Origin of the sequence: Geodermatophilus tzadiensis (assembly GCF_003002915.1) — a bacterium.
Classification (GTDB): domain Bacteria; phylum Actinomycetota; class Actinomycetes; order Mycobacteriales; family Geodermatophilaceae; genus Geodermatophilus; species Geodermatophilus tzadiensis.
In genome coordinates, this window is the sequence record NZ_PVTG01000010.1 from 1 (window position 1) to 21,974 (window position 21,974).

Genomic DNA, 21,974 nt, shown 5'->3' on the forward strand with positions numbered 1-21,974 from the left:
GGCACGGCCGACAGATCTCAGCCAAGACAGCCAGGCGTCGGTCAGCACTCAGGGTCAGACCGCGCCCGATGGCGCCGCAGACATCCTCACTGTCATCCGGGGGATGCCCGGCAGGGACGATGGCCGGTGGGTGACCGCGGTCCCGCCCCGGCGTCGCTGGAGCGCGTCGCGTCCCCTCGGGATGTAGCCTCCGACGGCGCCCGCATCGTCGTCGTCCGTCGGACGGTGCGCCGCAGCCGCCTGCCGTTCGGGGGATCGGATGCCACATCGTCGGAACCGCGCTGCCGAGGTCACCGTCACCGACCACGACGTCCACGGTGTCCTCCGCGTGAGGCTGCGTGGCGCGCCGGGACACATCAGGGAGGCGGTCGCCCGGGAGCTCGGGTCAGCGGATCCCGCGCCCTCCGGCGAGCCGGACATCACGGTGACCTTCACCGACGAGCTCCCGCCCGAGGGTCCCCTGCGCCTGCTCGGTCTGCGTCAGGCTGCCTTCGACGACGCGCACTTCTACCTCTTGGACGGAGCAGGACACCGGGCGAGGCTGGACCTCTCCCGGCTCGGTGACCATTTCGAGGTGGTGTGCGAGCGCGGCATCAGTCACATCCCGCTCCTGATCCCGATCGTGGGGCTCCGCCTGCTCCTCAAGGACCACGTCCTGCTCCACGCGGCCTCCTTCGTCCACCGTGGGACCGGCGTCCTGGTGACCGGCTGGCAGAAGGGAGGCAAGACGGAGACGATGCTGCCCTTCATGGCGGCTGGAGCCGATTTCGTCGCGGATGAGTGGACGATCGTCGGGGGGCACGAGCCAACCCTCTCCGGGGTCTCGGGCGTCGCACGTCTCTGGGACTGGCACCTCCGCCAGTTCCCTCAGTACTGGCCTCTCATCCGACCGCGGGCGCGGGCGCGGCTCCGCCTCTGGCGGTTGTACCGACGCCTCTACGGGCTCGTCCCCGGCCTCGACCGTCTGCCCGGCCGTCCGGGTCGACGCCTCCGTCGACTCAGCATGGACGGGGGGGCCGACTGGCAGGGGGTGGACCAGATTTATCCGCCGGCACTGTTCGGTGACCGGGTCCGGCGCAGGAACGTCCCGGTGGACCGGGTCTTCCTGCCGGTCGTGGGTCAGGACGACAGCATCAAGGTCATCCCCCTGGCAGGTGAGGAGGTCGCCAGGCGGATGGTCAGCTCACTGGCCTTCGAGCGCGCGGCCCTGACGACGGCCTACCTGCAGTTCCGGTTCGCCTTCCCCGACCGCACCAGCTCGCTGATCGACACTGCGCGCGAGCGAGAGGAGCGAGTGCTCGAGCGGACCCTCGCCGACGTTCCGGCGTTCGAACTCAGGCACCCGTACCCGGTCGCTCTGCGAGACCTGTACGAGGCCGCTGCACCGTACTGCTGAGCCGTCCGTCCCCAGCTGCCTCTGTGCCCGCGGACCTCCACCGAGGCCACGCGGGCCTCCGCCCGGATCCGCCGGGTCGTCGTGTCCCGTGCCCCGCCCGAGGATGGCCTGCGGGCCAGTGCTCATGGATGACCTGGAGCGCCTGGCGGCGAACGGTCTGCGCGTCCGCCCGGGCGTCGACGGTGGCGTGCGCTGGGAACTCCCCCAGCATGGTCCGGTAGGACCGCCGGAGCCCGTCCAGGACCTCGACCGAGTGCTCACCCTTGCGCGCGAAGAGCACCTCGGGTGGGGCGTCGAGGAGGATCACCAGGTCGGGAGTCGGCGCCAACAGGCGGACGGCGAGCGCGTTGAGACGGCCGTTCACGCCGGCGGTGCGGAGCCGGACCTCGTGGGGGGTCCTGTCGAGGACCACGAGGTGGCCGAGCCCGCGATACCAGCGGGCGGCCATCCCGATCCGGACGACCCGCAGCAGTCGTCGCACTCGCGGTCCTCCGCGGACCCCATCGAGCCAGGTGCGACGCTCTCTCCGCTGCCAGAGCCCGCTGTACACGTAGCGGACCGGGACCGGCAGGGCGCCGACGAGGCTCCTCGCCAGCGTCGTCTTACCGGCGCCGTCGGGGCCGAGGAGGGCGATGCACATGCCCCTCCGGACCATGTGCTCACCTCCACCCAGTGGCTCTCGGGTCGGGTCACCGTACACGGCGCAGCGCGGAGAGAGCCCGGGCGGAGTCCCGTGCCGCACTCGGAGCCGCCGCGGACGATCTCCACCCGGGTCCCCGGCGCCTCGTGGCAGTCGACGGCCGGCCCCGGGCTGCCCGCAGCAGGCCGTGGGAGAACGGGTTGACGTCGCCTCCCGGCTGCGGCCACTCTGCCGGAGCCAGCAATCCGGGCACGGCGTCGGTCAGACGCTCCGCGCCCGCGGACGAGCAGGGGACGCGACATGGCTGCCACGGCGACGATCTCGGCGTCGGTCCACGGGTGACCCGTCCATGAGCGCCACGGTCACCGGCCCCTCCGATCTGGCCGGGGTGCTCGACCTGGCCGCCCGCGGCGGGGGCTCTTGTCGGCTGTGCGGACGGCAACTCACCGACGTCTTCGTCGATCTCGGCATGTCACCGCCGTGCGAGAGCTACATCCCGGCTGAGCGGCTGGAGTCGCCGGAGGTCTTCTATCCCCTCCGGGTGTGGATCTGCGCTGACTGTTTGCTGGTCCAGCTGCCTGCACACCTACCGGCGGAGGAGATCTTCTCCGACTACGCCTACTTCTCCTCGTACTCGACCTCCTGGGTCGAGCACGCCCGGGTGTTCACCGAGCACGCCGCCGAGCGAGTCGGGCTGACGGCAGACAGCCTGGTCGTCGAGGTCGCCAGCAATGACGGCTATCTGCTGCAGCACCTCGTCGGCCGCGGCATCCCGGTGCTGGGCATCGAACCGGCGGCCAACATCGCCGCCGTCGCGGTCGAGCGCGGCATCCCCACACACGTGGCCTTCCTGGGGGAAGAGGAGGGACGGCGGGTGCGCGCCGAGCACGGCCCTGCCGACCTGGTCGTGGCGAACAACGTGTTCGCCCACGTTCCCGACGTCCGCGACTTCAGCCTGGGGCTCGCCGCCCTGCTCGCCGACGACGGGTGGCTGAGCATCGAGGTGCCGCACCTCATGCGGCTGATCGAGTTCGCCCAGTACGACACGATCTACCACGAGCACTTCCAGTACTACAGCCTGCTGACCGCCCAGCGGGTACTCGCCACGGCCGGCTTGGCCGTCGTCGACGTGGAGGAACTGGCCTCTCACGGGGGCTCGCTGCGCCTCTGGGCGCGCCACGAGCGGACCGCGGATGGACGGGTCTCGAACGCCGTCCGCGGCGTGCTGGCCGAGGAGGAGGGACGCGGTCTGCACAGCCTGGCGGGCCACCGCGGCTTCGCCGACTCGGTCGCCCGCATCAAGCGGGACCTCCTCGGTTTCCTGCTCTCGGCGGCCGAGCAGGGCAAGCGGGTCGCCGGTTACGGCGCGCCCGGCAAGGGCAACACGCTGCTCAACCACTGCGGTATCCGTTCGGACCTGGTGCGCTACACCGTGGACCGCAACCCGTTCAAGCAAGGCATGTACCTGCCCGGCACACACATACCGATCCTGCCCCCCGAGGCCATCGCCGAGGACCGGCCGGACTACGTGCTCCTGCTGCCGTGGAACCTCCGCGCCGAGATCACGCAACAGTTGGCCTACGTCCGCGAGTGGGGCGGCCGCATCGTCGTCCCCATTCCTCGACTCGACATCGACTGACCTCAGGAGCCACTGCGTGGACGCTCTCCGCACGCCCAAGCCCCGCCTCCTGCGCGCCGGGGATGTCGTCGAGGTCCGCTCCGAGGAGGAGATCCTGGCCACCCTGGGGCCCGACGCGACCGTCGACGGCCTGCCCTTCATGCCGGAGATGCTGCAGCAGTGCGGCTCCCGGGTGACGGTGGACAGCCGAGCGGACACGACCTGCTTCTACGGGGCCCTGCGTGACATGGACGCAGCGGTCCACCTGACCGGGATCCGCTGTGACGGGTCGGCACACGGCGGATGCCAGGCCGGCTGTCTCATATACTGGAAGGAGGAGTGGCTCCGCCCGGTGGAGCCGACCCCCGAGCATCCGCAGGCGTCCCAGCCGTTGCTGCTCGCCCAGCCTCTCCACCGCGACGGCTGCACGCGGGACGACGTCTCCCGCGCGGTGCACCCTCCGGAGAGCTCCGGTGGTGAGGAGCTCTGGTCCTGCCAGGCGACCCAGGTCCGTGCCGCCACCAGACCCATCCGCACCTGGGACCTGCGGCACTACGTCCGAGACGTGCGCCGGGGCAATCTCCGGCCGGGAACGGTGCTCCGGAGGATCCTGCCGTCTCTCCTGTTCACCTACCAGGGTCTGAGCCGGCGGCGTCTCCCACGGTGGCTGCGGGTGGCGAAGGGCGCGGACATCCCCTTCATCCACGGCACATCGAGGCAGACGCCGTCCGTCGACCTGGGCCTCCAGCCGGGTGATCGGGTCCGGGTGCGGAGCCGTAGGGAGATCCGGGCGACCAACGACCGCAAGGCCCGCAACCGCGGGCTCGCGTTCGACGTGGAGATGACGCCCTACTGCGGCAAGAGCATGCGCGTCCAGCGGTTGGTGCAGCAGATCATCGACGAGTGGACCGGGCGGATGCTGCACCTGCCGGGTCGTTGCGTCGTCCTCGAGGGTGGCGTCTGCCAGGCGCTGTACCACGGCCTGTGCCAGCGCAAGACCGAGTCCTACTGGCGCGAGGTCTGGCTCGAGCGTGAGACACCCGCAGCCGCACAGGGGCCGGTGTCGAGGGCCGCAGCCCAGACCTGAACGGGTCGGGTTCCAACGTGCTCCTCCGACGACGAGCTCATCCTGTGCGGGCAGGCAGGAGGGCCTCCACCGACAGCCAACGGGCACCGGAGCGCTCCACCTCCGGGAGCCCCGAACGCACCTCGTCCAGCAGATCGGGCAGGAACAGGAGCACCTCGTCAGGGCGGGTCGCCACGAGCTCGGCCGGCCCGATCACGGGCATCCCCACTCCGGGGATCACTCGGCCCTGCTTGGCAGGCGATGCATCGGCCACCGCCGGGAGCAGGTCCGGGCCGATGCCGGCGGCCACCAGCAACGGGACCGCCCGTGACGCCGCGCCGTATCCGATGACCCGCCGACCGGCGGCCGCTGCCTGCTGCAGATGGGTCCGCAGCGCCGTGACGCCCGCGGACACCGACTCCGCCAGGACGGTCAACGCCGCCCGTGGGACGTCATCGGGGAGGCTGACCGGTGCTGCGTCCGGCGGCAGGGCGCCGTCGCGACGCGCCGCCAGCAGACGAGTACCTCCGTAGAGCGGGTGCAGCACCGAGGCCACGACGGTCAGGCCGCACTCGGCCAGCTGACGGGCGGCCACGGCGGTGGACGGGTAGGCGTGGTGCCCGTGACGGACCGCGTTCCACTGTCCGTGCTCGACCACCGTCTCCAGCGGGGGGAACACCAGCACCAGCACGCCGTGCGGGGTCAGCGCGTCGGCCCGGCGCCGCAGTCCCGCCCGCTGGTCCTCCTCGTGCATGAGCCCGAAGACGTCGATCACCGCGTCCACCGGTCCGGCACGATCGTCATCCCGGACGTCCAGGCCCGCGGTGTCGAGCAGGTGCACCCAGCTGCCACCGTGCGGACTGCCGAACTCCCGCGCCGATGTCCCGGGCACGAGGAGGCCCCGCTCCAGCGCCCACCCGACGGAGTCCCGAGCGTGCGCGGTCAGCGCGGCCGGCTCCACCGCACGAGGCTCCTGCGGCACGGGGGAGCGGTCGGGCAGTTGCACGAGTCCGCAGCCGTCGCAGGCCCACAGCCTGAGTGGGTGCACCGGGGCCGGCGGGTCATCCGGCAGCGGGAAGTCGTCACAGGCCGGCTGCAGCCCGAGGTCGAGCACGGCCTCCCCGTGTGGAGAACCGCACCATCGGCACGACGCCATCGACGTCACCGGCCCCTCTCCCACGCCACACTGCACGCGTGCTGATCGAGCGCTCGGAGCTTGCCGACGTCGTGTGCTTCCTCCCCGAGACCCGGCACGAGGACGAGCGGGGCTGGTTCGTCCGCACCCTCGACGTGACAGTGGCGGAGCGTGCCGGCGTGGACGCCCGGACCTTCCTGCAGGACAGCCAGTCGCGGTCGCGTCAGGGCGTACTCCGCGGCATGCACGGCCGGGCCGGTGCCGGCGAGGCCAAGCTGGTCCGCTGCGCGCGTGGAGCCGTGCTCGACGTCCTCGTCGATGCCCGGCCCTCCGCGCCGAGCTTCGGGCGCAGCGCGGCCTTCCGGCTGGACGACGAGACGGGACGACACCTCTACGTGCCCCCGGGGTTCCTCCACGGGTTCCAGGTGCTCACTCCGGAGGCCGACGTCTGCTACCGCATCGACCGCGAGCACGACCCGGCGGAGGACCTCGCCGTCCGCTACGACGACCCGGACCTGGCGCTCCCCTGGCCGCTGCCGGTGACCGCCATCTCCGCTCGCGACGCCGCCGCCGGTACCTGGCAGGACCTGGTCCAGCGGTTGGACGGTGCCCCCGGCCACTGAGGCGACAGCACTCAGCGCCACCGCATGTCCTCGGTGAGCCGCCCCTGGTGCTGCAGCTGCTTCAGCCACGCCAGCCGGGTGAAGCGCTCGCGCAGCATCGACCGGGTCAGCCCGTACCGGCGGTAGGCCGTGGCGAGTTCACGAGCGCCCTCCAGCGTCGTCCAGGCCGGCTTGAACGCCGGCACCGCCTCGGCGATGCGGCGGAAGTCGACGCGGTAGGAACGCGGGTCGCCGCCGAACTCGCCGGAGATCCGCACCGTGCTGCCGGGAACGGCCTCGGCGACGACCTCGGCGATCTCGGCCACCCGTCGGTTCTCGCTGTCCATCCCCACGTTGAAGGCCCGGTCGTGGACCGCCTCCCGCGGCGCCTCCAGGCAGGCGAGGAACGCCTCGGCGATGTCGCGGGCGTGGACCAGCGGCCGCCACGGGGTGCCGTCGGACCTCACCACGATCTCTCCGTCCAGGACGGCGGAGGCGACCAGGTCGTTGAGGACGATGTCGGCGCGCAGCCGCGGCGAGAAGCCGAAGGCGGTCGCGTTGCGCAGGGACACCGGCTCGAAGTCGTCGTCGGCCAGGTCGTGGAGATCGGCCTCCACGCGCACCTTGCTCTCCGCGTACGGCGTCACCGGGGCGAGCGGTGCCGTCTCGTCGAGCGGGTCCTCGGTCCCGGAGGCCCCGTAGACGCTGCACGTCGAGGCGTAGAGGAAACGGCGCACGCCGGCATCCCGGGCCAGCCGGGCCAGCCGGGTGCTCGCGGCGTGGTTGATGTCGTACGTGACCTCCGGCGCCAGGCTGCCCAACGGGTCGTTGGACAGCGCTGCCAGGTGACAGACGGCGTCGAAGCCGGTCAGGTCGTCGACGGTGACGTCGCGGAGGTCCCGCCGCACCAGCGGCGGCCGCGTCGGCTCCGGCCCCAGTGTGGCCTCGATGAACAGGCCGCTGTCCAGCCCCACGACGTCGTGGCCGGCACCCGCCACGACCTCCCCCATCACGGTGCCGAGGTAGCCCTCGCTACCAGTGATCAGGACGCGCACGGGACCTCCCGGTCGGGGCGGGCCGCGGGAGGCAATCCCACGACGATCTTGTCGCACCAGTAGGCCTCGGCGTACCGCTGGTGACACTCGACGCCGCGAAGGCGCATGAGACCGAGGAACACCTCTCGGTCGAACCAGTCGCGGTCCCGCTGGGACGGGTAGTGCTCGGCAAGCAACTCGAACTTGCGCGTGGCGACCTCCGGGGGCACCGGCAGATGCACGGCCGGCCGGCCGAGATCGCCGTCCCACTTCGCGATCTCGTAACCGAGCACCAGGTGGTCACGGAAGACCGTCGGCGTGAGCTCGGCGACCAGCCGGTGGTCCTGGTGCAGGTCCTGTCGGCAGGGGCTCAGGACGAGGTCGGCGCCGCCGGCCGCCCGTGCCCGGGCGCCCGCCTCCTCCATCGCCTCCTTGACCGCGTCCCAGTGGGCCGGCAGCCGGCCGTCGGGCAGGTCGAGCACGGTCACCTCGAGGTCGACTCCTCCGCTGAACGCCTTGAGCGACGCATGGGCCTCGGCTTCCCGGTCAGGTGTCGAGGACAGCACGAGGACCTGGAGTCGGGCACCGGGGCAGGACGCGGCGAGCTGCAGGAGGAGGGCACCCGCACCGATCTCGACGTCGTCGCAATGGGCCCCGAGGGCCACCACGACAGGGGGACTGCCGTCCTCTCGGGTGAGCAGTGTCAGGCCGCCCACCTCAGGTCGCCGGCACGGGCGCGCGGGTGGAGTCGTTCTCCCACACCATCCACGGACGTTCCCCATGTGAGAAGAGCGTCTCGAGGTTGTTCCGCTCCTTGATGGTGTCGGTGGGGTGCCAGAAGCCGGTGTAGCGGTAGGAGAGCAGCTGTCCCCGTTCAGCGAGGGCGGTGCAGGCGTCACCTACCAGGTCGCCTCCCTTGGGGATGTGGTCGAACACGCCCTGCCGCAGCACGAAGAAGCCCCCGTTGACCCACAGGTCCAGGTCGCTGGCGGCGCGGATCTGCCGGATGTGACCACTGGAGTCGATGTCGACGCAGTGGAAGGAGGGGTCGGGACGGGCCGCGAGGAGGCTCACCGTGGCGTCGCTGTCCCGGAACCGGTCGACCATGATCGGAAGGGGGGCGTCGGTGAGGACGTCGGAGTAGTTCGCCAGGAACACGTCGTCGTCGGCTACGAGATGTCGAACCCGACGCAGCCGCTCCCCGATCGCCGAGTCCACGCCGGTGTCGACGAAGTGGATGGTCCAGTCGGCGATGTCGCTGGAGAGCAGGTCGATCCGCCGGCCGCCTTCCCTGAGCACGAAGTCGTTGCTGGCGGTCTCGCGGTAGTTGAGGAAGTAGTCCTTGATGTGGTGGGCGCCGTAGCCGAGGCAGAGGATGAACTCGTCGTGGCCGAAGTGGGCGTAGTAGCGCATCACGTGCCAGATGAGCGGGCGGTGGCCGACCATGATCATGGGCTTCGGGACCTCTGTCGTCCCGTCCCGCATCCGAAGGCCGTACCCGCCGCAGAAGAGCACGACCTTCATGACGACGTCCCCATCGCACTGTTCTCGTACGACGCCGCGCTGTGGGAGTCGCGCGGCCCGGCACGACGATGACCCGGAGGTCGGGCGCTGGCGACTCGACCGGAGAGGCAGGGTGGGCGTCGGCTGTGCGTGCCCGGGGAAGGACGACTGGCTGTCGCGAGGAGCTCGACCGACCCGAGCGCGCCTCCGAACTCCGACATGACCACGGCAGAGATCCCTTCGTCCGCACGACGGGCGATCCCCGCACGACCGTTTGTCGTGATGGACGTCGACCGCATGAAGACCCTGGAGGTACGGGCGGGACTGGTCAACCACTTCGCGGATGGCAGCGCGAAGCTCGGCCACCGTGAGGGGCGGTTTGGTCCTGGTCCGCGGATCCAGCCACGCCGGGTGCCGACCGCACTCGACGTCTGGGTGACGGAAGGGGATGCCGCCGGCCGACTACCGGTGCGATCTCGACCTCGGTCGGCGCATCTCACCTACCGGTCGAGCACCCGCCGATCCGAGGTCCCCCCGGGACGTCTCTCGGCGGCCGTTCCCGGCGCATAAGGGTCACGGCCTGCCACCAGACGATGGGAACGATGACCCACTGGGCGAGGGACAGGCCGAGGGCCGCGCCGGGAGCCCCCCACAGGTCTAACCCGCCCAGACCGAGGACCAGGTAGGCCGGAGCCTGCACCGCGGACGCCCAGAAGGCCTCCCGTGCGTACCCGTGGGCCCAGAGCACGACGTGAGCTCCGGATGCGCACGCGAGGGCGACGACTCCGAGCAACGTGGCGGGGAGGACGGCCCGGCCGTTGGCCCAGCTGTCCCCGAGCAGTGCCGTCCCGACGCTGTCGGGGAGTGCCAGTACGGTCACGCCCCACGCCAGGTCGGCCACCACCAGCACGGCGGAGATAGCCATGGCGACTCGGATGGCGCTCCTGCCCCTCAGCCGACGGCGCGAGACCTCCGGGGTGGCGAACGTCGCCATGCTGGTCCCCAGCAGGGTCAGGGGGCCCAGTACCACCAGTGCCGCTCGGATCGCGCCGACGTCGGACGGCTCACCCAGGACCCCAATGAGGAGGAGGGTGACCTGGTTGGCCCCGACGAGGCCGAAGGTCGCGGCGTAATAGCCCAGGAGATCACGCTGCCGGGCGAGCCAGAGGAGGCTGGTCCTGAACCGTGGGGGAGCGCCGAACTGCAGGATGCCCACGAGTGCTGCCATGAGCGCGGCGCCGCCCCACGCGAGCAGCATCGCCGTTGACGAGTCCTGGCCCACGAACAGGGCGGCGGCGATGAAGGCGAACTGGGCCGCTCCCCAGAGGACGTCGTTGTAGAACGCAGCTGACGGGCGACCCTGTGTGACGAAGACCGCTCTCCACATGTCCTGCAGCAGGAGGCCAGGGAGCAGGAGACCCATGCACACGAGGGACAGACCCAGCGGCCCACCGATGGACAGGCCGACGATCCCTGCGATGACGCCCGACGCGATCCCGAGCAGCGTCGCCGCTCCGGTGGCGGAGCAGGCGGCGGAGGAGAACGCACCCGGCCCGACCGAGGTGTAGCGGACGACGAGGGGCTGAGCGATGAGAGCGCGACCAGCGCCGAAGAGCAGGGTGTACAGAGTGAAGGCGACGGCGAAGTCCCCGAACTCATCAGCCGTGAGGATCCTCGCGACGAGGACGGACAGGGCGAAGTTGGTGCCGCTCGACACGATCTGGTCCGCGAGGTTCCAGCCCGCCCGTCCCGCCAGGACCCGGGTCTGACGTACCGAAACGCTCGATCGTCCGCCTCGCCTAGTCAAGGACGGGCCCGTGCTCTGCCGTCACCAGAGCATCAGTCGAGGAACCGGTTGACAGGGGGCCGCCGAGGGTCTGCGTCGACGGGCCGGGTCCGCGTGCCGACGGCGCTCGGTTGCGATCACACCGGCCGTCCGCGGCGACCGTCGGCCACGAGGCGTCCGGCCACGGTGGCTCGGGCGGTGACGAGGCCCACGGCGTGTGCCCAGTCCTCCCGAGCGCGGTGGACGTGGCCGAGCAGGAGACGCGCCAGAGCCCGGCCGGTGTACCCGAGGCCGAGGGACGTGACGATCGCCGTGGCCGCCACGGGACGGTGGTGCTTGTGCAGATAGCGCGACATCGAACTGCCGTGGAGCCTGCCCATCTCGAGTGACGGAGCCCCCGAACCCCCGGCCGAGAAGATGGTCACATCCGTACGCAGACGTTGGTACAGCCCGTGGGCGCGGCTCTGCCGGCCGAAGGCCACGTCGTCGTTGTAGACGTAGAAGTCCTCGTCGAAGCAGCCGAGGTCGAGAAAGGTCTGACGACGCACCGCCATGACGGATCCGGACACCCAGTCGACGTCCAGCGACTGGCCGACCTCGGGATGGCAGTAGATCCCGAGTCGGGGAAAGGCCCTGTGCGCTCCCACAGCATGCGCGATCGCGCGCGGCAACGTCGGCTCCCAGCCCCCGACTGCCCACTCGGCTCGCCCTCGGGAGTCGACCACGACCCCAGCGCTCGTCGAGCACAGAGGATCGGTCGCCACGTCCTCCACGAGCGTCGTGATGACCTCGATGTCTGGCCGGGTGTCGGGGTTGAGGAAGACGAGGAACTCTGCCTCTGAGGATCGGGCCGCGAGGTTGGCGGCGCGGCTGTAGCCGATCCCTCCTCCTCTCATGTACCGGCCGTTCGGGCGATCGAGGACGACCTGGGCGAGGCCGTCGCCGTCATCGAAGTTGTCCACCACGGCCAACGGGATGTCCGCCGGCAGGCCAGCGAGCAGTTCGGTGACCTGCGCACGGCTGCGGTAGGCGACGATCACGAGTTCGACGTCGAACGGGCAGGTGTGCTGGCTGTGCCCCGCTTGCATCGTGTGCCGGCCTCTCCCTCAGCCGCGGACCATCGACCGAGCACCATCCACCACCGGGAGTGTGACCACAACCGGCGCACGCCCGTGCGGCGAACGTGACCGCAAGGCGTCGACCACGGCTGTCACGCGTTCAGTAGGCGCAGGACGGCGCGGGAGCATCCGCATCAGGTTCGCCAGGTCGAGCGCGAGCGGCCAGTTCTCGACACACCGGATGTCCGGCTCCACGGCCTCGTCCCAGGTCGAGTCCAACCGTCCGCTGACGTGCCGGCGACCCGTGCTGCCGGGCTTCGCGAGGCAGACAGTGCGCTTTCCCACCCGGTGCTGTGGGGGAGCGGCGGACCCTGCCCGCGCAAACGGACCACCGCACCGATCGTCAGGAGCAGCGGCGAGCACGACACGAGCGACGCGGCGGCGACCTCGTCGGGTATCCCCTCGTCCACCCGCCGGCGGCTGCGGAACTTCGGCTCCCGGACCTCGACCAGCAGGACGCTCGTCGTCGGGCGGATCTGGAGTCGGTGGGGTGCCATCTCCAGCAGAACCCATGCCGTGAGGACGTTGCTGCCGGTCCCCGCGAGGTGCCAGGACGTCCTCGTGCCTGGAGGCGAGGACGGCCGACGGGTAGCGGTCAGCGGCCTGCGCGAGGCAGGCTCCCTCTCCATCGACGACGGTGATGTCCCAGTTGGCAGGTCCCCACTCCGTCCTGTCGTGGCCATGTCGTTGTGGACCGGATCGTGCGATCAGTACGCCCCCTCACCGCGGACGACGGCCCGGAGCGTCTTCCACAGAATCATGAGATCCAACGCCAAGGACCAGTTCTCGACGTAGCGGAGGTCGAGGCGCACGGCCTCCTCCCAGGTCAGGTCGCTGCGACCGGAGACCTGCCAGAGGCCGGTGAGCCCCGGCTTGACGAGCAGTCGGCGACGGACGGAGTCGTCGTACCGGGCGACCTCTTCGGGCAGCGGTGGGCGCGGGCCGACGAGGGACATGTGGCCGAGGAGGACGTTGAACAGTTGAGGCAGCTCATCGAGCGAATGACGCCGGAGCATCTGTCCGACGCGGGTGACCCGTGGGTCTTTCCGGATCTTGAAGAGCAGCCCGTCGGCGTTCTGGTTCCGAGTCCCCAGTTCCGCCCGGTGAGCTTCCGCATCGGTGACCATGGTCCGGAACTTCATCATGGTGAAGGGCCGGCCCGCGCGACCGATGCGGGTCTGGCGGAACAGTACCGGCCCCCTGCTGTCGACCCGGATCGCCACGGCCAGGCCTACGAGGATCGGGAGCGCGAGGAGGACGAGCGCGACTGCACCGATCCAGTCCAGCGATGTCTTGACCACTCTCTTGGGACCGGTGAAGTGAGGCTCCTCCACGTGCACCAGGGGCAGCCCGATGAACGGACGCATGTGCATGCGTGGACCGGCGACCTCCATGAGGCCTGGGGCGACGAGCAGTTCCACACCCGTGCCCTCCAGTTGCCAGGACAAGCGACGGAGGTAGGCCGCGGCGGTCTCACTGCTGCTTGTGACGGCTACCGCGTCGACCTCCCACACCGAGACGGCCTCCCGGACGTGGGCGAGGTCGCCCACCACCTGCACACCTTCGGCGCGCAGCAGCGACGCGTCGTGGGGATGTGGGACGCAGGCCGCGACGACGGCCATCCCGCAGTGTCGCTCGCGTTGCAACTGGCGGACGAGATCGACCACCGCTCCCTCCCGGCCCACGGCGAGGACCGTCCGCATGCACCGCCCGGCAGCCCTGAGCCGGTGCACCCACCGGCGCAGTACGTACCGCCCGACCGCGCTCATCACGACCGTGGTCGGTACGGCGATCACGACCAGGGCGCGGGACAGCTGCCAGTTCCCCGCGTAGGACGCAAACCCGATGGCGGCCAGACCGGCCAGGCCGGCGTGGAGGACGCTTCTGAACTCCTCGTTGCCCGTGCCGATCGTCGAGACCTCGTAGCCGCCGCCGAGGGCCACGACCGCCACCCACACCAGGGGGAACACCGCCACCGCGACCTGCGTCGCCGGACCGACGTCGGTGCCGAACCGGACGAGGTGAGCACCGACCCCGCACACAGCAGCGGCGACCAGGTCGGACGCGACGGCCGCTGTGATGTACCGGGGTACCCAGTGCAGGGGGCGCCGATCCGGACTGCGAGCACGGAGTGGGCTGGCGCCGGTCGGCACCGGTCCGAGCCGTGTGGTTCGGGCCGGCGCGCCGCGGACCAGGTCGGCGAGCTCGACCGGCTCGCGGGTCCGGGGGACCTCTAACGCCACTGCACAGCCCCTTCCTGTCACTGCTGACAGGCACGGGGCAGCGCCTGGAGACGCTCCCCCACTGCGTCCCACGCCGGACCCTGGACACTTGCGTGTCGATGTCCTCGTGTGAGGACGTCAAGCAACCAGAAGCCGTAACCGAGCGCAACCCCCTCGAGCGCCATCACGCCTGATCAGGACGTAAGTCCCTTGTCGGCACGTGAGCCATCGGTGACAGAAGGTGAGGGGCGTCGACGAGCGATCGAGTGGCTGCCGCTCCTCTCCGGCACTCGAGGTCCTCGTCGGGGGTCGGCACGGGAGCGCCGCCTGGCCCCTAGTAGCGCACGACCCGGTCACCGCTTGATGACGTCCGCCTGAGCGGCGCCTGACAGCGGTTCCCGGTGCCGGCGACGACGGCGTCGAGCGACTCCTCGACGCGGCCCTCGGCGGTGTGGTGGGGCTTCGCGCGGGTCCGCGGGCGCAGCACCGAGTGGTGAACCAACCGGCGCATCCCCGCGCGGGCGGTGGTGTGTCGCACGTCCGAGGCGCGCGGCGCCTCGGTCGGGTCGAAGCCAGTCCTGGCTGTGCAGGCGGACGGCAACCAGTGCGACGTCGTCGGGGCGGTGGTCGACCATGCGCTCGACGAGGTGTCGCACAGCTCCGGCAGCGGGCGCGCGGCCAGGTCGTGCAGCACCCGGGTGAGGCGGGCCTGCCCCCGTCAAGGTGAAGTCGCGCCGCTCGACGACGCTCTCGGTGTAGAGCAGCACGGGCGAGCTCTGCTCGAGCACGGTGACCCGCTCCCGCCGAGGCGGACCAGGGGCGACGCCCAGCAGCCCGTCGTGGTGCCCGTCGTCGAGGACAGTCATGGCGCCGGCAGGGGAGAGGGCGACCGGGGGCGGGTGCCCGGCGTTGGACCACCGCAGCCGGGTGGTGCCGGCCGCGATCTCGGCGGGGGTCTGCTCGAGGCGGGCGGCGGCCGTCACCAGGGTCGAGAGCCGCAGCAGCGCTATCGACCGGTCGAGGTCACGCAGGACGTCGGCCGGCCCGGCGCCGGTGCCGGTGCCAATCCCCCGCAGCAGGCTGCGCAGCTGGCCCATCGTCGCCGCGGCCGCGGTATCTTGACCGGCGACGTCGCCGATGACCAGCGTGGTCGCGCCGTCGGAGGAGAAGAAGGCGTCGTATCAGTCGCCGCCACCTGATGCCGCCTCGGCGGCGGGCAGCGACCGGACGACTATCTCGGCGTGGTCAGGCTCGGGCGGCGCGGTGAGCATGAAGCGCTGCAGCTCCAGGGCCAGCCGGCGCCGCGTCCCGTATAGGCGAGCGTCGTCCAGCGCCGTGCCGAGGCAGTCGGCGACGCCGCGCAGCGTCGCCACCTCGTGGCCGGTCGGGACCCGCCCGTCCGCGTAGAGGAGGAAGGTCAGCCCTACCGTGCGGTCCCAGCCGGGCGGGGGCAGGGCCAGCGCGGTGCTGGGCTCCAGCGCGTTCAGCAGTGGCCGCGGCTCGCCGGACGGCGCCGTGCCTAGGGCGGTGACCTCGAGGAGGTAGACCGACAACCCGTCGGCCGCCGGCCAGGCGCGGATCTCGTACCAGCCGTCCAGCGGTGCGGGACGTACGCCTCGAAGGGGACTGGCTCGCCGGTCTCGAGGGCCCGCCGGTAGGCAGCTCGAACGTCGACCCGATGGCGACCGGCAACCTCTCCCCGAGCAGCTCGTCCCGGCGCCTCCCGAGATGCGCTCTGCCTCGGGGTTGACCTGGGCAGAGCGCCAGTCGCGGGTGAGCGGGTAGGAACTAGCGGGCATCGCCTCGAGGACGTGGACCACGCCGAGCTGCTCGGTCACGTCGGAGGCGGGGTCGAGCAGGCGGGTAGCTGCGCCGGAGGCGTCGCTCAGCACCCGGCCGCAGGCGGAGATCCACCGGATGGCGCCGGTGGGGAGCACCCGGCACAGGGTGTCGAATCCACCGCGGGTTTCCATGGCGCGCTGGACAGCGGCCGCGACGGCGTTCCGGTCGTGGGGGTGCACACCCGACCGGTGACGGTCCCGACATCGTGTCCGGACGGGCGGGTCGTCGCCGAAGATCGCGGCCAGGCGCTCGTCGCGGTCGAGCACCCCGCTGACGAGGTCCCAGTCGAACATACCGATGCCGGTGGCCTCCATCGTGAGCTCGGCGCGCAGTGTTCTCGACAGCTCGTCCCCTGTTGCCCGGCCTGCCGCGGATCCGCGTCGAGCGGGTCGCGCGCCGCGAGGTCCCCCGCTGCGCCTTTCCGTTCCTCCGGCCGGACCGGTCCCGTCCCGCCGACTGGAGACGCGACCACTCCTTGTGTTCACCCACGCGTCTGTTGACCGGCAACGCACCGACCTGGTGTCACAAGTGCGGAACTCTCCGTGGCTTTCAGTCGTGACGTGGAGGACAGTGTGGTGCAGCACGGGGGCCGGGCGACGGCTGGAGGACTCGTGCTGTGGTGGATCTGGCTGCTCCTCATGTGGAGCGCCCTCGCGCTCGTCCTGGGTGTCGTGCTGGGGGGAGTCATCCGGACGGCGGACCGGCGCGAGGTCGGTGCCAACCGGGGAGCCGACGAGCAGCCGCGGGGTGTGCGCCTGCCGACGCCCCGACTGCAGGGACAGGTCGGCGGTCAATCCGTCGGTCGAAGACGGTGACGCAGCCCCGGAGGTCTCATCGAGCCGGCCGCCGCAGGTGAGCCGTAGGTTCTCGTAGGGGTCCCCGATCGGCTTGTCGTAGTAGAGCTCATCGCAGGCGAGCATGTCGCCGTCCCGGCAGTCGGCGGCGAGGCTGGCGTACTGCGGGTCGTGGTCGCGGTCCCCGGCTGCGGGTGGCTCCGTCGGCGCGCCGGTGCCGCTTCACCCGGCGCCGGGCGACCCGCCGGTGACGAGGACGGACCCGCCGGTCAGGGCCAGGGTGACCGTCGCGACCACCGCTAGGGCGGCGATCGGCGCCAGCGCGGCGACGAGGGATCCCGTTGGCACGGTCGTGGGGCCGGGCGGCGGCCGCCCGGCCTGCGCCCACGGTATCCCCGGAGGGGCAGGCGCTGGCCGACCTGCAGGCCCTGCGCGACGAGTCCCTGGCGCGGGTGGACCTCGACGGCCGCTGGGTCGCGCAGGTGGCGAGCAAGGACGTCGGGATCACCGACCCCCTGCAGACGGCCGCCAACGGCACCCACCAGTTCTTCGCCGCCGACATCCTGGCGGAGAGCCGTGCGGCGTTGTCGGCGGTGGAGGACCCCGCGAATCTCTATGTGCTGTCGAGCACCGACTTCGGCACGACCTCGACCGCTCCCGACGGCGGCCCGTACTGGGTGACGCTCGTCGACGGCGGCTTCACCGGCGAGAGCGCCGTCGACGCATGGTGCGCCGGCGTTTACCCGCAGCTGAGCGCCGAGCAGCTGGCCAACACCTGCGTCGGGCGGCCCCTCACCCCACCGCACGCCTGAGGTCTGCGCGTCGCCCGTGGCAGGAGATCTGGAGCGCGTCGACACGTACGGGGCAGCCCCACCATGTGATCCAGCGTGCTGCCATGACGGTCAGTACCGTCAGGTCCTCCCCGGTGAAGGGCGCGCACTCATGCACATCGCCTACATCATCTCGGCGTACCGATCACCTCACCAGCTGCTGCGGCTGATCTCCCGCATCCAAGGCCGGGAGACCACGGTCCTGGTGCACGTGGACAAGAAGTCGGGTGACGAGATCATGAACCCGATCGCCTCGGCGCTCAGCGGGACGCCCAACGTCCACCTCCTCGAGCGTCACGTCTGTCATTGGGGGGACTTCGGGCACGTGGCGGCCTCACTCAAGGGCATCCGTTTCATCGTGGAACGGAGGGTGAAGTGTGACCGAGTGGTCCTCCTGACAGGTCAGGACTATCCGATCAAGAGCAACGCCGCCATCAGGGACTTCTTCGCAGCGCACTCGGACCGCGAGTTCATCGAACACTTTCCCCTCCCGCGCGCGGATTGGTACCGCGGTGGTATGCCACGGCTCGAACACTGGCACCTCTGGCTGGGTGGTCGTCACATCGAGCTGCCCAAGGACGAAGCTCACCCGGGTCACGAGGGGCCTGTACAGCTGTTGGTGAACAAGGTCCTTCCCCGGCGCCGACCTGTTCCGGGCGATCGACGACCCTACGGAGGTGGGGGGTACTGGTCCTTGACGAGGGCAGCCGTCGAGTACCTGCACCAGGTCCTCCAGGAGGAGCCGGCATACACGCGGTTCTTCAGGCGCGTCTACATCCCGGACGAGATCTTCTTCCAGACCCTTCTTCTCAATGCTCCACTGCAGGATCGGGTCGTCAACGACGATCTGCGGTACACGGTGTGGCGCGACGGCGCGCAGAGCCCGGCCGTGCTGGCTGTCGACGACCTCGACGACTTGGCCACCTCGCATGGTCTGTTCGCGCGGAAGTTCGACACCGGAGTGGACGCACGAGTGCTCGACCTCATCGACGACGCACTGCTGTGACCGGGCGTCACGAGTTCGGATGAGGTCGTAAGAGGGAGGGCACAACAGGCTGAGCCGGGTCCTCGTCACACCCGTCCAGGGGGCGGTCGCGGGGCAACAGAGGTGCGTTCGCGACTGACGCCGCATGATGGCGCCCGTGCGTCTGGACGGGGACTCGGTGAGGTGGACGGAGAACACGCCGCGGGGCGTCGCGCGAGACGACCCGTGGACCGCCCTGTGGCGGGCCCGGGAGCTGATCGGGTACTTCGCGTTGAGGGACCTGCGGTTGCGGTACCGGCAGGCGGTCCTCGGCGTCGTCTGGGTCCTGGCCCAGCCGATCGCGAGCGTCGCGGTGTTCACCGTCGTGTTCAGCCGGTTGGCAGGCGTGTCCAGCGAGGGGATCCCGTATCCGCTGTTCGCGCTGGTCGGGATGGTCACCTGGACGTATTTCTCCAGCACCGTGGTGTCGGCCAGCACGGTCCTCGCCTCCAACGTGAACCTCGTGACCAAGGTCTACTTCCCGCGGATCGCGGCGCCGGCGTCCTCCCTCCTGCCGCCGGCCGTGGACCTCGGGGTGTCGCTGCTGCTCGTGGGCGTACTCGCCGCCTACTACGGCGTGTCCCCAGGTGTGCAGCTGCTAGCCGCCCCCGCGTGGCTGCTGCTGCTGGTCCTGACGGCGACGGGGGTGGCGTTGTGGGTCTCCGCGCTCAACGTCCGGTACCGGGACGTCCAGCACGCGATCGCCCCGTTGCTGCAGCTCTGGCTGTTCGCCAGCCCCGTGGCCTACGGGGCAAGCCAGTTCTCCGGGTGGCAGGAGTGGGTGTACGCCCTCAACCCCATGGCCGGCCCCATCGAGCTGGGACGTTTCGCGTTGACCGGCACACCCTGGCCGGGATGGCCCCTCGCGGTCTCGGTCGCCTCCACCGCGGTCCTGCTGGCCAGTGGTGCCCAGTACTTCAGCCGGGCTCAACGCTCCTTCGCGGACGTGATCTGACGTGGACCGGATCCAGTTCGAGGACGTCAGCAAGCGGTACGTCCTCGGTGACCGGGCGAACGCACGGGAGGCCCTGGTCGCCGCGGCCAAGCGCGCAGTCAGACCGCGCAGGGCGCCCGCGCCCAAGGAGGTCTGGTCCCTCCGGGACGTCAGCTTCGCGGTGGCCGATGGTGAGACGCTCGGCATCCTCGGCCGCAACGGCGCGGGCAAGAGCACGGTGCTCAAGGTGCTGGCGGGCATCACCTCCCCCACCGCGGGTGTGTCGAGGACCCGGGGAAGGGTGGCGGCACTGCTCGAGGTCGGCACCGGCTTCCACCAGGAGCTGACCGGCCGCGAGAACGTCTACCTCAACGGCGCCATCCTCGGGATGTCGCGCCGGGATATCGGCCGGGCCTTCGACGCCATCGTCGATTTCTCTGGTGTTGAGCGCTTCCTCGACACCCCCGTCAAGCGCTACTCCAGTGGCATGTATCTGCGGCTGGCGTTCGCGGTGGCGGCGCACCTCGACCCGGACGTGCTGGTTGTGGATGAGGTGCTGGCCGTCGGGGATGCCGAGTTCCAGCGCAAGTGCCTGGGCCGGATGGAGGAGGCGGGCAGCGAGGGGCGCACGATCGTCTTCGTGAGTCACGACCTGGACGCGCTCACCTCCCTGTGTCGGCGCTCCCTGTGGCTGGACGCCGGCCAGGTCCGGGCGTCGGGGGACACCCGGGAGCTCGTCCGCGACTACCTCGCATCCGGTGGTGTCGCGCAGCGCGACTCCGGGCCCCTGGCCAGCGGCGGGCCGATCACCCTGCACGGCGTCGGGGTCTACTCGGCGGTGAGCCGCGCGCAAGCGGCGCTCGTGCGCGACGAGCCCGTCCGCATCGAGGTCGACTTCTCCGCAGAGGAGGACGTGGCCGGTCTGGACCTCGCGGTCTTCGTGACTACGGCCTCAGGAGTGCGGGTCCTCGACCAGGCGCTCAGCGATGGTGGTCCCCCCCGCATCTCCGCGGGGCGCTGGTGCGTGACGCTGGAGGTTCCGCCGATCCTGAACGTCGGGGAGTTCACGGTGGGCGTGTGGTTCGGCACCGCGCACACCGACCTCCTGGACGAGCCAGTGACCGCCTCGTTCACCTTGTTCGGCAGCGACCGCGGCAGACCCGGGCGGATCCTCGTGCAGGACCTGCCGATGTCCCTGTCGCGCGCCGACGGCAGTAGGTGACGGGCGGCGATCCGGATGCGGGGGAGCCGGCCGGTCGCAGTCCTCTTCGCCGGGCTGCTCCTGGTGACGCTGTCGGTCACCGGCGGTGACACCGGTGCCCGTCGCTGGACTCCCATGGACTTCGGGGCCGCAGGCGACGGGAGGACGGACGACACATCGGCCCTTCAGCGGGCGTTGGATGCGTTGCGCCCCGGTGACACCCTCGTGCTGCCGGAGGGGCGGACCTTCCTCCACTCGGACGTCCTGACGATCCGGGTGCCGACGACCCGCCTGGCTGGCGGTGGCTCGCTGGTCGCCGTGGAGGAGGCGCGATCGGCGGTCGTGGTCGATGCGGACGACGTCATCGTCGACGGCGTCACCCTGGAGATGCGCAGCACGAGCCGCCGGTGGGACGCCTTCGAGCAGATGAAGCTCCGGGTGGCGGGGCACAGCGGTGTCGTCGTCCGCCGCGTGACGATCGACGGGTCTGCGGCGGCCGGCATCTACGTCGGGACGGGTGCGTCGGGCTTCAGGGTGGAGGACGTCCGCGTCCGGGACACACGCGCCGACGGCTTGCACGTCACCGGCGGAGCGCACGACGGGGTTGTGCAGGGAGTGGTGGCGTCAGAAACCGGGGACGACGGTGTCGCGGTCGTCTCCTACCTGGGTGACGGCGTCCCCGTGCGGCGGGTGCGGATTGAGGACGTGACGGTCCGGGACAACACCTGGGGCCGTGGTGTCAGCGTGGTCGGAGGCGAGGACATCACCGTCGTGGACGGGTTGGTCGAACGGAGTAGTGCGGCCGGCCTGTACGTCGCATCCGAGGGAGCGCCGTACGACACGTTCGCGCCTCGCCGTGTCGACGTCTCGGGGTTCCGGGTGGTGGCCGGCAACACCGATCCCTCCGTCGGCCACGGTGCCGTTCTGGTCTACGGCGGCCGCCCCGACCGACCACCTAGTGACGTCGCCATCTCAGGCCTCATGGTGCGAGCGACCCGCGACGGCGCCCCTTGGGAGGTCGGCGTCGTCGCGGAACCCGGGGCGTCGGTGCGGGATGTCACCTTCACCGACGTGACAGTCGCAGGGCCTGGCCCGGCATTCGTGGCCGCCGGCGTCGATCCGGACTGCTGCCCCCGGATCGGGTGGGTGGTCGACGGCTCGGCTGTCCCGGACGCCCCCTGACGTCGCCGCGACGTAGCAGTTCGGCGGTCCGTCGGGCGGGAAACCGG

The 21,974-nt window shown here is 70.9% G+C and carries 19 protein-coding genes and 1 pseudogene; 9 read left to right on the forward strand and 11 right to left on the reverse strand.

Annotated elements, in window-relative coordinates; all coding sequences use genetic code 11:
* Window positions 1-259: 259 nt before the first annotated feature.
* From LY71_RS13440 to LY71_RS13455, 3 genes are all read left to right on the forward strand, one after another.
* On the forward strand, window positions 260-1,396 hold the full coding sequence (locus tag LY71_RS13440) for a hypothetical protein (RefSeq protein WP_106278332.1): 1,137 nt from the start codon (window positions 260-262) through the stop codon (window positions 1,394-1,396).
* 989 nt (window positions 1,397-2,385) lie between these two features.
* Window positions 2,386-3,675, forward strand: a complete 1,290-nt coding sequence (locus LY71_RS13450; RefSeq protein WP_245887876.1) for a class I SAM-dependent methyltransferase — start codon at window positions 2,386-2,388, stop codon at window positions 3,673-3,675.
* 16 nt (window positions 3,676-3,691) lie between these two features.
* Window positions 3,692-4,741, forward strand: a complete 1,050-nt coding sequence (locus LY71_RS13455; protein ID WP_106278337.1) for a hypothetical protein — start codon at window positions 3,692-3,694, stop codon at window positions 4,739-4,741.
* A gap of 37 nt (window positions 4,742-4,778) precedes the next feature.
* On the opposite strand, the gene LY71_RS13460 is transcribed toward LY71_RS13455, so the two are convergent.
* On the reverse strand, window positions 4,779-5,681 hold the full coding sequence (locus LY71_RS13460; protein WP_245887877.1) for a Rossmann-fold NAD(P)-binding domain-containing protein: 903 nt from the start codon (window positions 5,679-5,681) through the stop codon (window positions 4,779-4,781).
* Between the two features lie 42 nt (window positions 5,682-5,723).
* Window positions 5,724-5,876, reverse strand: a pseudogene (locus LY71_RS24715) (hypothetical protein); the annotation flags it as partial.
* Between the two features lie 38 nt (window positions 5,877-5,914).
* On the opposite strand from LY71_RS24715, the gene LY71_RS13465 reads away from it, so the two are divergent.
* Entirely contained in the window at window positions 5,915-6,478 is a 564-nt protein-coding gene (locus tag LY71_RS13465; protein ID WP_106278339.1) for a dTDP-4-dehydrorhamnose 3,5-epimerase family protein, read from the forward strand.
* A gap of 11 nt (window positions 6,479-6,489) precedes the next feature.
* On the opposite strand, the gene LY71_RS13470 is transcribed toward LY71_RS13465, so the two are convergent.
* The 9 genes from LY71_RS13470 to LY71_RS24490 form a co-directional block, all read right to left on the reverse strand.
* Window positions 6,490-7,512 carry an NAD-dependent epimerase/dehydratase family protein gene (locus tag LY71_RS13470; protein ID WP_106278341.1) on the reverse strand — a complete coding sequence of 341 codons (1,023 nt, stop codon included), beginning with the start codon at window positions 7,510-7,512 and terminating at the stop codon, window positions 6,490-6,492.
* A complete protein-coding gene (locus tag LY71_RS13475; RefSeq protein WP_245887878.1) occupies window positions 7,500-8,273 on the reverse strand; it encodes a PIG-L deacetylase family protein in 774 nt (257 codons plus the stop codon). The genes LY71_RS13470 and LY71_RS13475 overlap by 13 nt, the downstream gene beginning before the upstream one ends.
* Window positions 8,209-9,015 carry a sugar phosphate nucleotidyltransferase gene (locus tag LY71_RS13480; protein WP_106278343.1) on the reverse strand — a complete coding sequence of 269 codons (807 nt, stop codon included), beginning with the start codon at window positions 9,013-9,015 and terminating at the stop codon, window positions 8,209-8,211. The genes LY71_RS13475 and LY71_RS13480 overlap by 65 nt, the downstream gene beginning before the upstream one ends.
* A 475-nt stretch (window positions 9,016-9,490) precedes the next feature.
* Entirely contained in the window at window positions 9,491-10,711 is a 1,221-nt protein-coding gene (locus LY71_RS13485; RefSeq protein ID WP_106278345.1) for an MATE family efflux transporter, read from the reverse strand.
* A gap of 206 nt (window positions 10,712-10,917) precedes the next feature.
* Entirely contained in the window at window positions 10,918-11,820 is a 903-nt protein-coding gene (locus LY71_RS13490; RefSeq protein ID WP_245887879.1) for a glycosyltransferase family 2 protein, read from the reverse strand.
* 785 nt (window positions 11,821-12,605) lie between these two features.
* On the reverse strand, window positions 12,606-14,000 hold the full coding sequence (locus LY71_RS13495; protein WP_342748010.1) for a sugar transferase: 1,395 nt from the start codon (window positions 13,998-14,000) through the stop codon (window positions 12,606-12,608).
* Window positions 14,001-14,473: 473 nt separating this feature from the next.
* Entirely contained in the window at window positions 14,474-15,265 is a 792-nt protein-coding gene (locus tag LY71_RS13500) for a PP2C family protein-serine/threonine phosphatase (RefSeq protein WP_342748011.1), read from the reverse strand.
* A gap of 36 nt (window positions 15,266-15,301) precedes the next feature.
* Window positions 15,302-16,882: a PAS domain-containing protein gene (locus tag LY71_RS13505; protein ID WP_106278352.1), complete on the reverse strand. Its 1,581-nt coding sequence runs from the start codon at window positions 16,880-16,882 to the stop codon at window positions 15,302-15,304.
* Between the two features lie 96 nt (window positions 16,883-16,978).
* Window positions 16,979-17,104 (reverse strand): hypothetical protein, encoded by a 126-nt coding sequence (locus LY71_RS24490; RefSeq protein ID WP_281261608.1) that lies wholly within the window; start codon window positions 17,102-17,104, stop codon window positions 16,979-16,981.
* On the opposite strand from LY71_RS24490, the gene LY71_RS13510 reads away from it, so the two are divergent.
* The 5 genes from LY71_RS13510 to LY71_RS13530 all read left to right on the forward strand — a co-directional run bounded on the left by LY71_RS13510 (window position 17,098) and on the right by LY71_RS13530 (window position 21,927).
* A complete protein-coding gene (locus LY71_RS13510) occupies window positions 17,098-17,568 on the forward strand; it encodes a hypothetical protein (RefSeq protein ID WP_106278354.1) in 471 nt (156 codons plus the stop codon). The two genes, LY71_RS24490 and LY71_RS13510, sit on opposite strands and share 7 nt — an antisense overlap.
* A 130-nt stretch (window positions 17,569-17,698) precedes the next feature.
* Entirely contained in the window at window positions 17,699-18,592 is an 894-nt protein-coding gene (locus LY71_RS13515; RefSeq protein ID WP_106278357.1) for a beta-1,6-N-acetylglucosaminyltransferase, read from the forward strand.
* A 136-nt stretch (window positions 18,593-18,728) separates the two neighbouring features.
* The gene (locus tag LY71_RS13520) at window positions 18,729-19,565 is read left to right on the forward strand and encodes an ABC transporter permease (protein ID WP_170121350.1); all 837 of its coding nucleotides are present in this window, start codon (window positions 18,729-18,731) and stop codon (window positions 19,563-19,565) included.
* A 1-nt stretch (window position 19,566) separates the two neighbouring features.
* On the forward strand, window positions 19,567-20,766 hold the full coding sequence (locus LY71_RS13525) for an ABC transporter ATP-binding protein (protein WP_106278361.1): 1,200 nt from the start codon (window positions 19,567-19,569) through the stop codon (window positions 20,764-20,766).
* Between the two features lie 63 nt (window positions 20,767-20,829).
* Window positions 20,830-21,927: a glycosyl hydrolase family 28-related protein gene (locus tag LY71_RS13530; protein WP_170121351.1), complete on the forward strand. Its 1,098-nt coding sequence runs from the start codon at window positions 20,830-20,832 to the stop codon at window positions 21,925-21,927.
* Window positions 21,928-21,974: the final 47 nt, after the last annotated feature.

Bases quoted from the DNA above. Each gene is read 5' to 3' on its own strand.
- LY71_RS13480 (WP_106278343.1), bottom strand. From the start codon at position 9,015: ATGAAGGTCGTGCTCTTCTGCGGCGGGTACGGCCTTCGGATGCGGGAC.
- LY71_RS13440 (WP_106278332.1), top strand. From the start codon at position 260: ATGCCACATCGTCGGAACCGCGCTGCCGAGGTCACCGTCACCGACCAC.
- LY71_RS13450 (WP_245887876.1), top strand. From the start codon at position 2,386: ATGAGCGCCACGGTCACCGGCCCCTCCGATCTGGCCGGGGTGCTCGAC.
- LY71_RS13515 (WP_106278357.1), top strand. From the start codon at position 17,699: ATGCACATCGCCTACATCATCTCGGCGTACCGATCACCTCACCAGCTG.
- LY71_RS13475 (WP_245887878.1), bottom strand. From the start codon at position 8,273: ATGGGGAACGTCCGTGGATGGTGTGGGAGAACGACTCCACCCGCGCGC.
- LY71_RS13505 (WP_106278352.1), bottom strand. From the start codon at position 16,882: ATGCTCGCCTGCGATGAGCTCTACTACGACAAGCCGATCGGGGACCCC.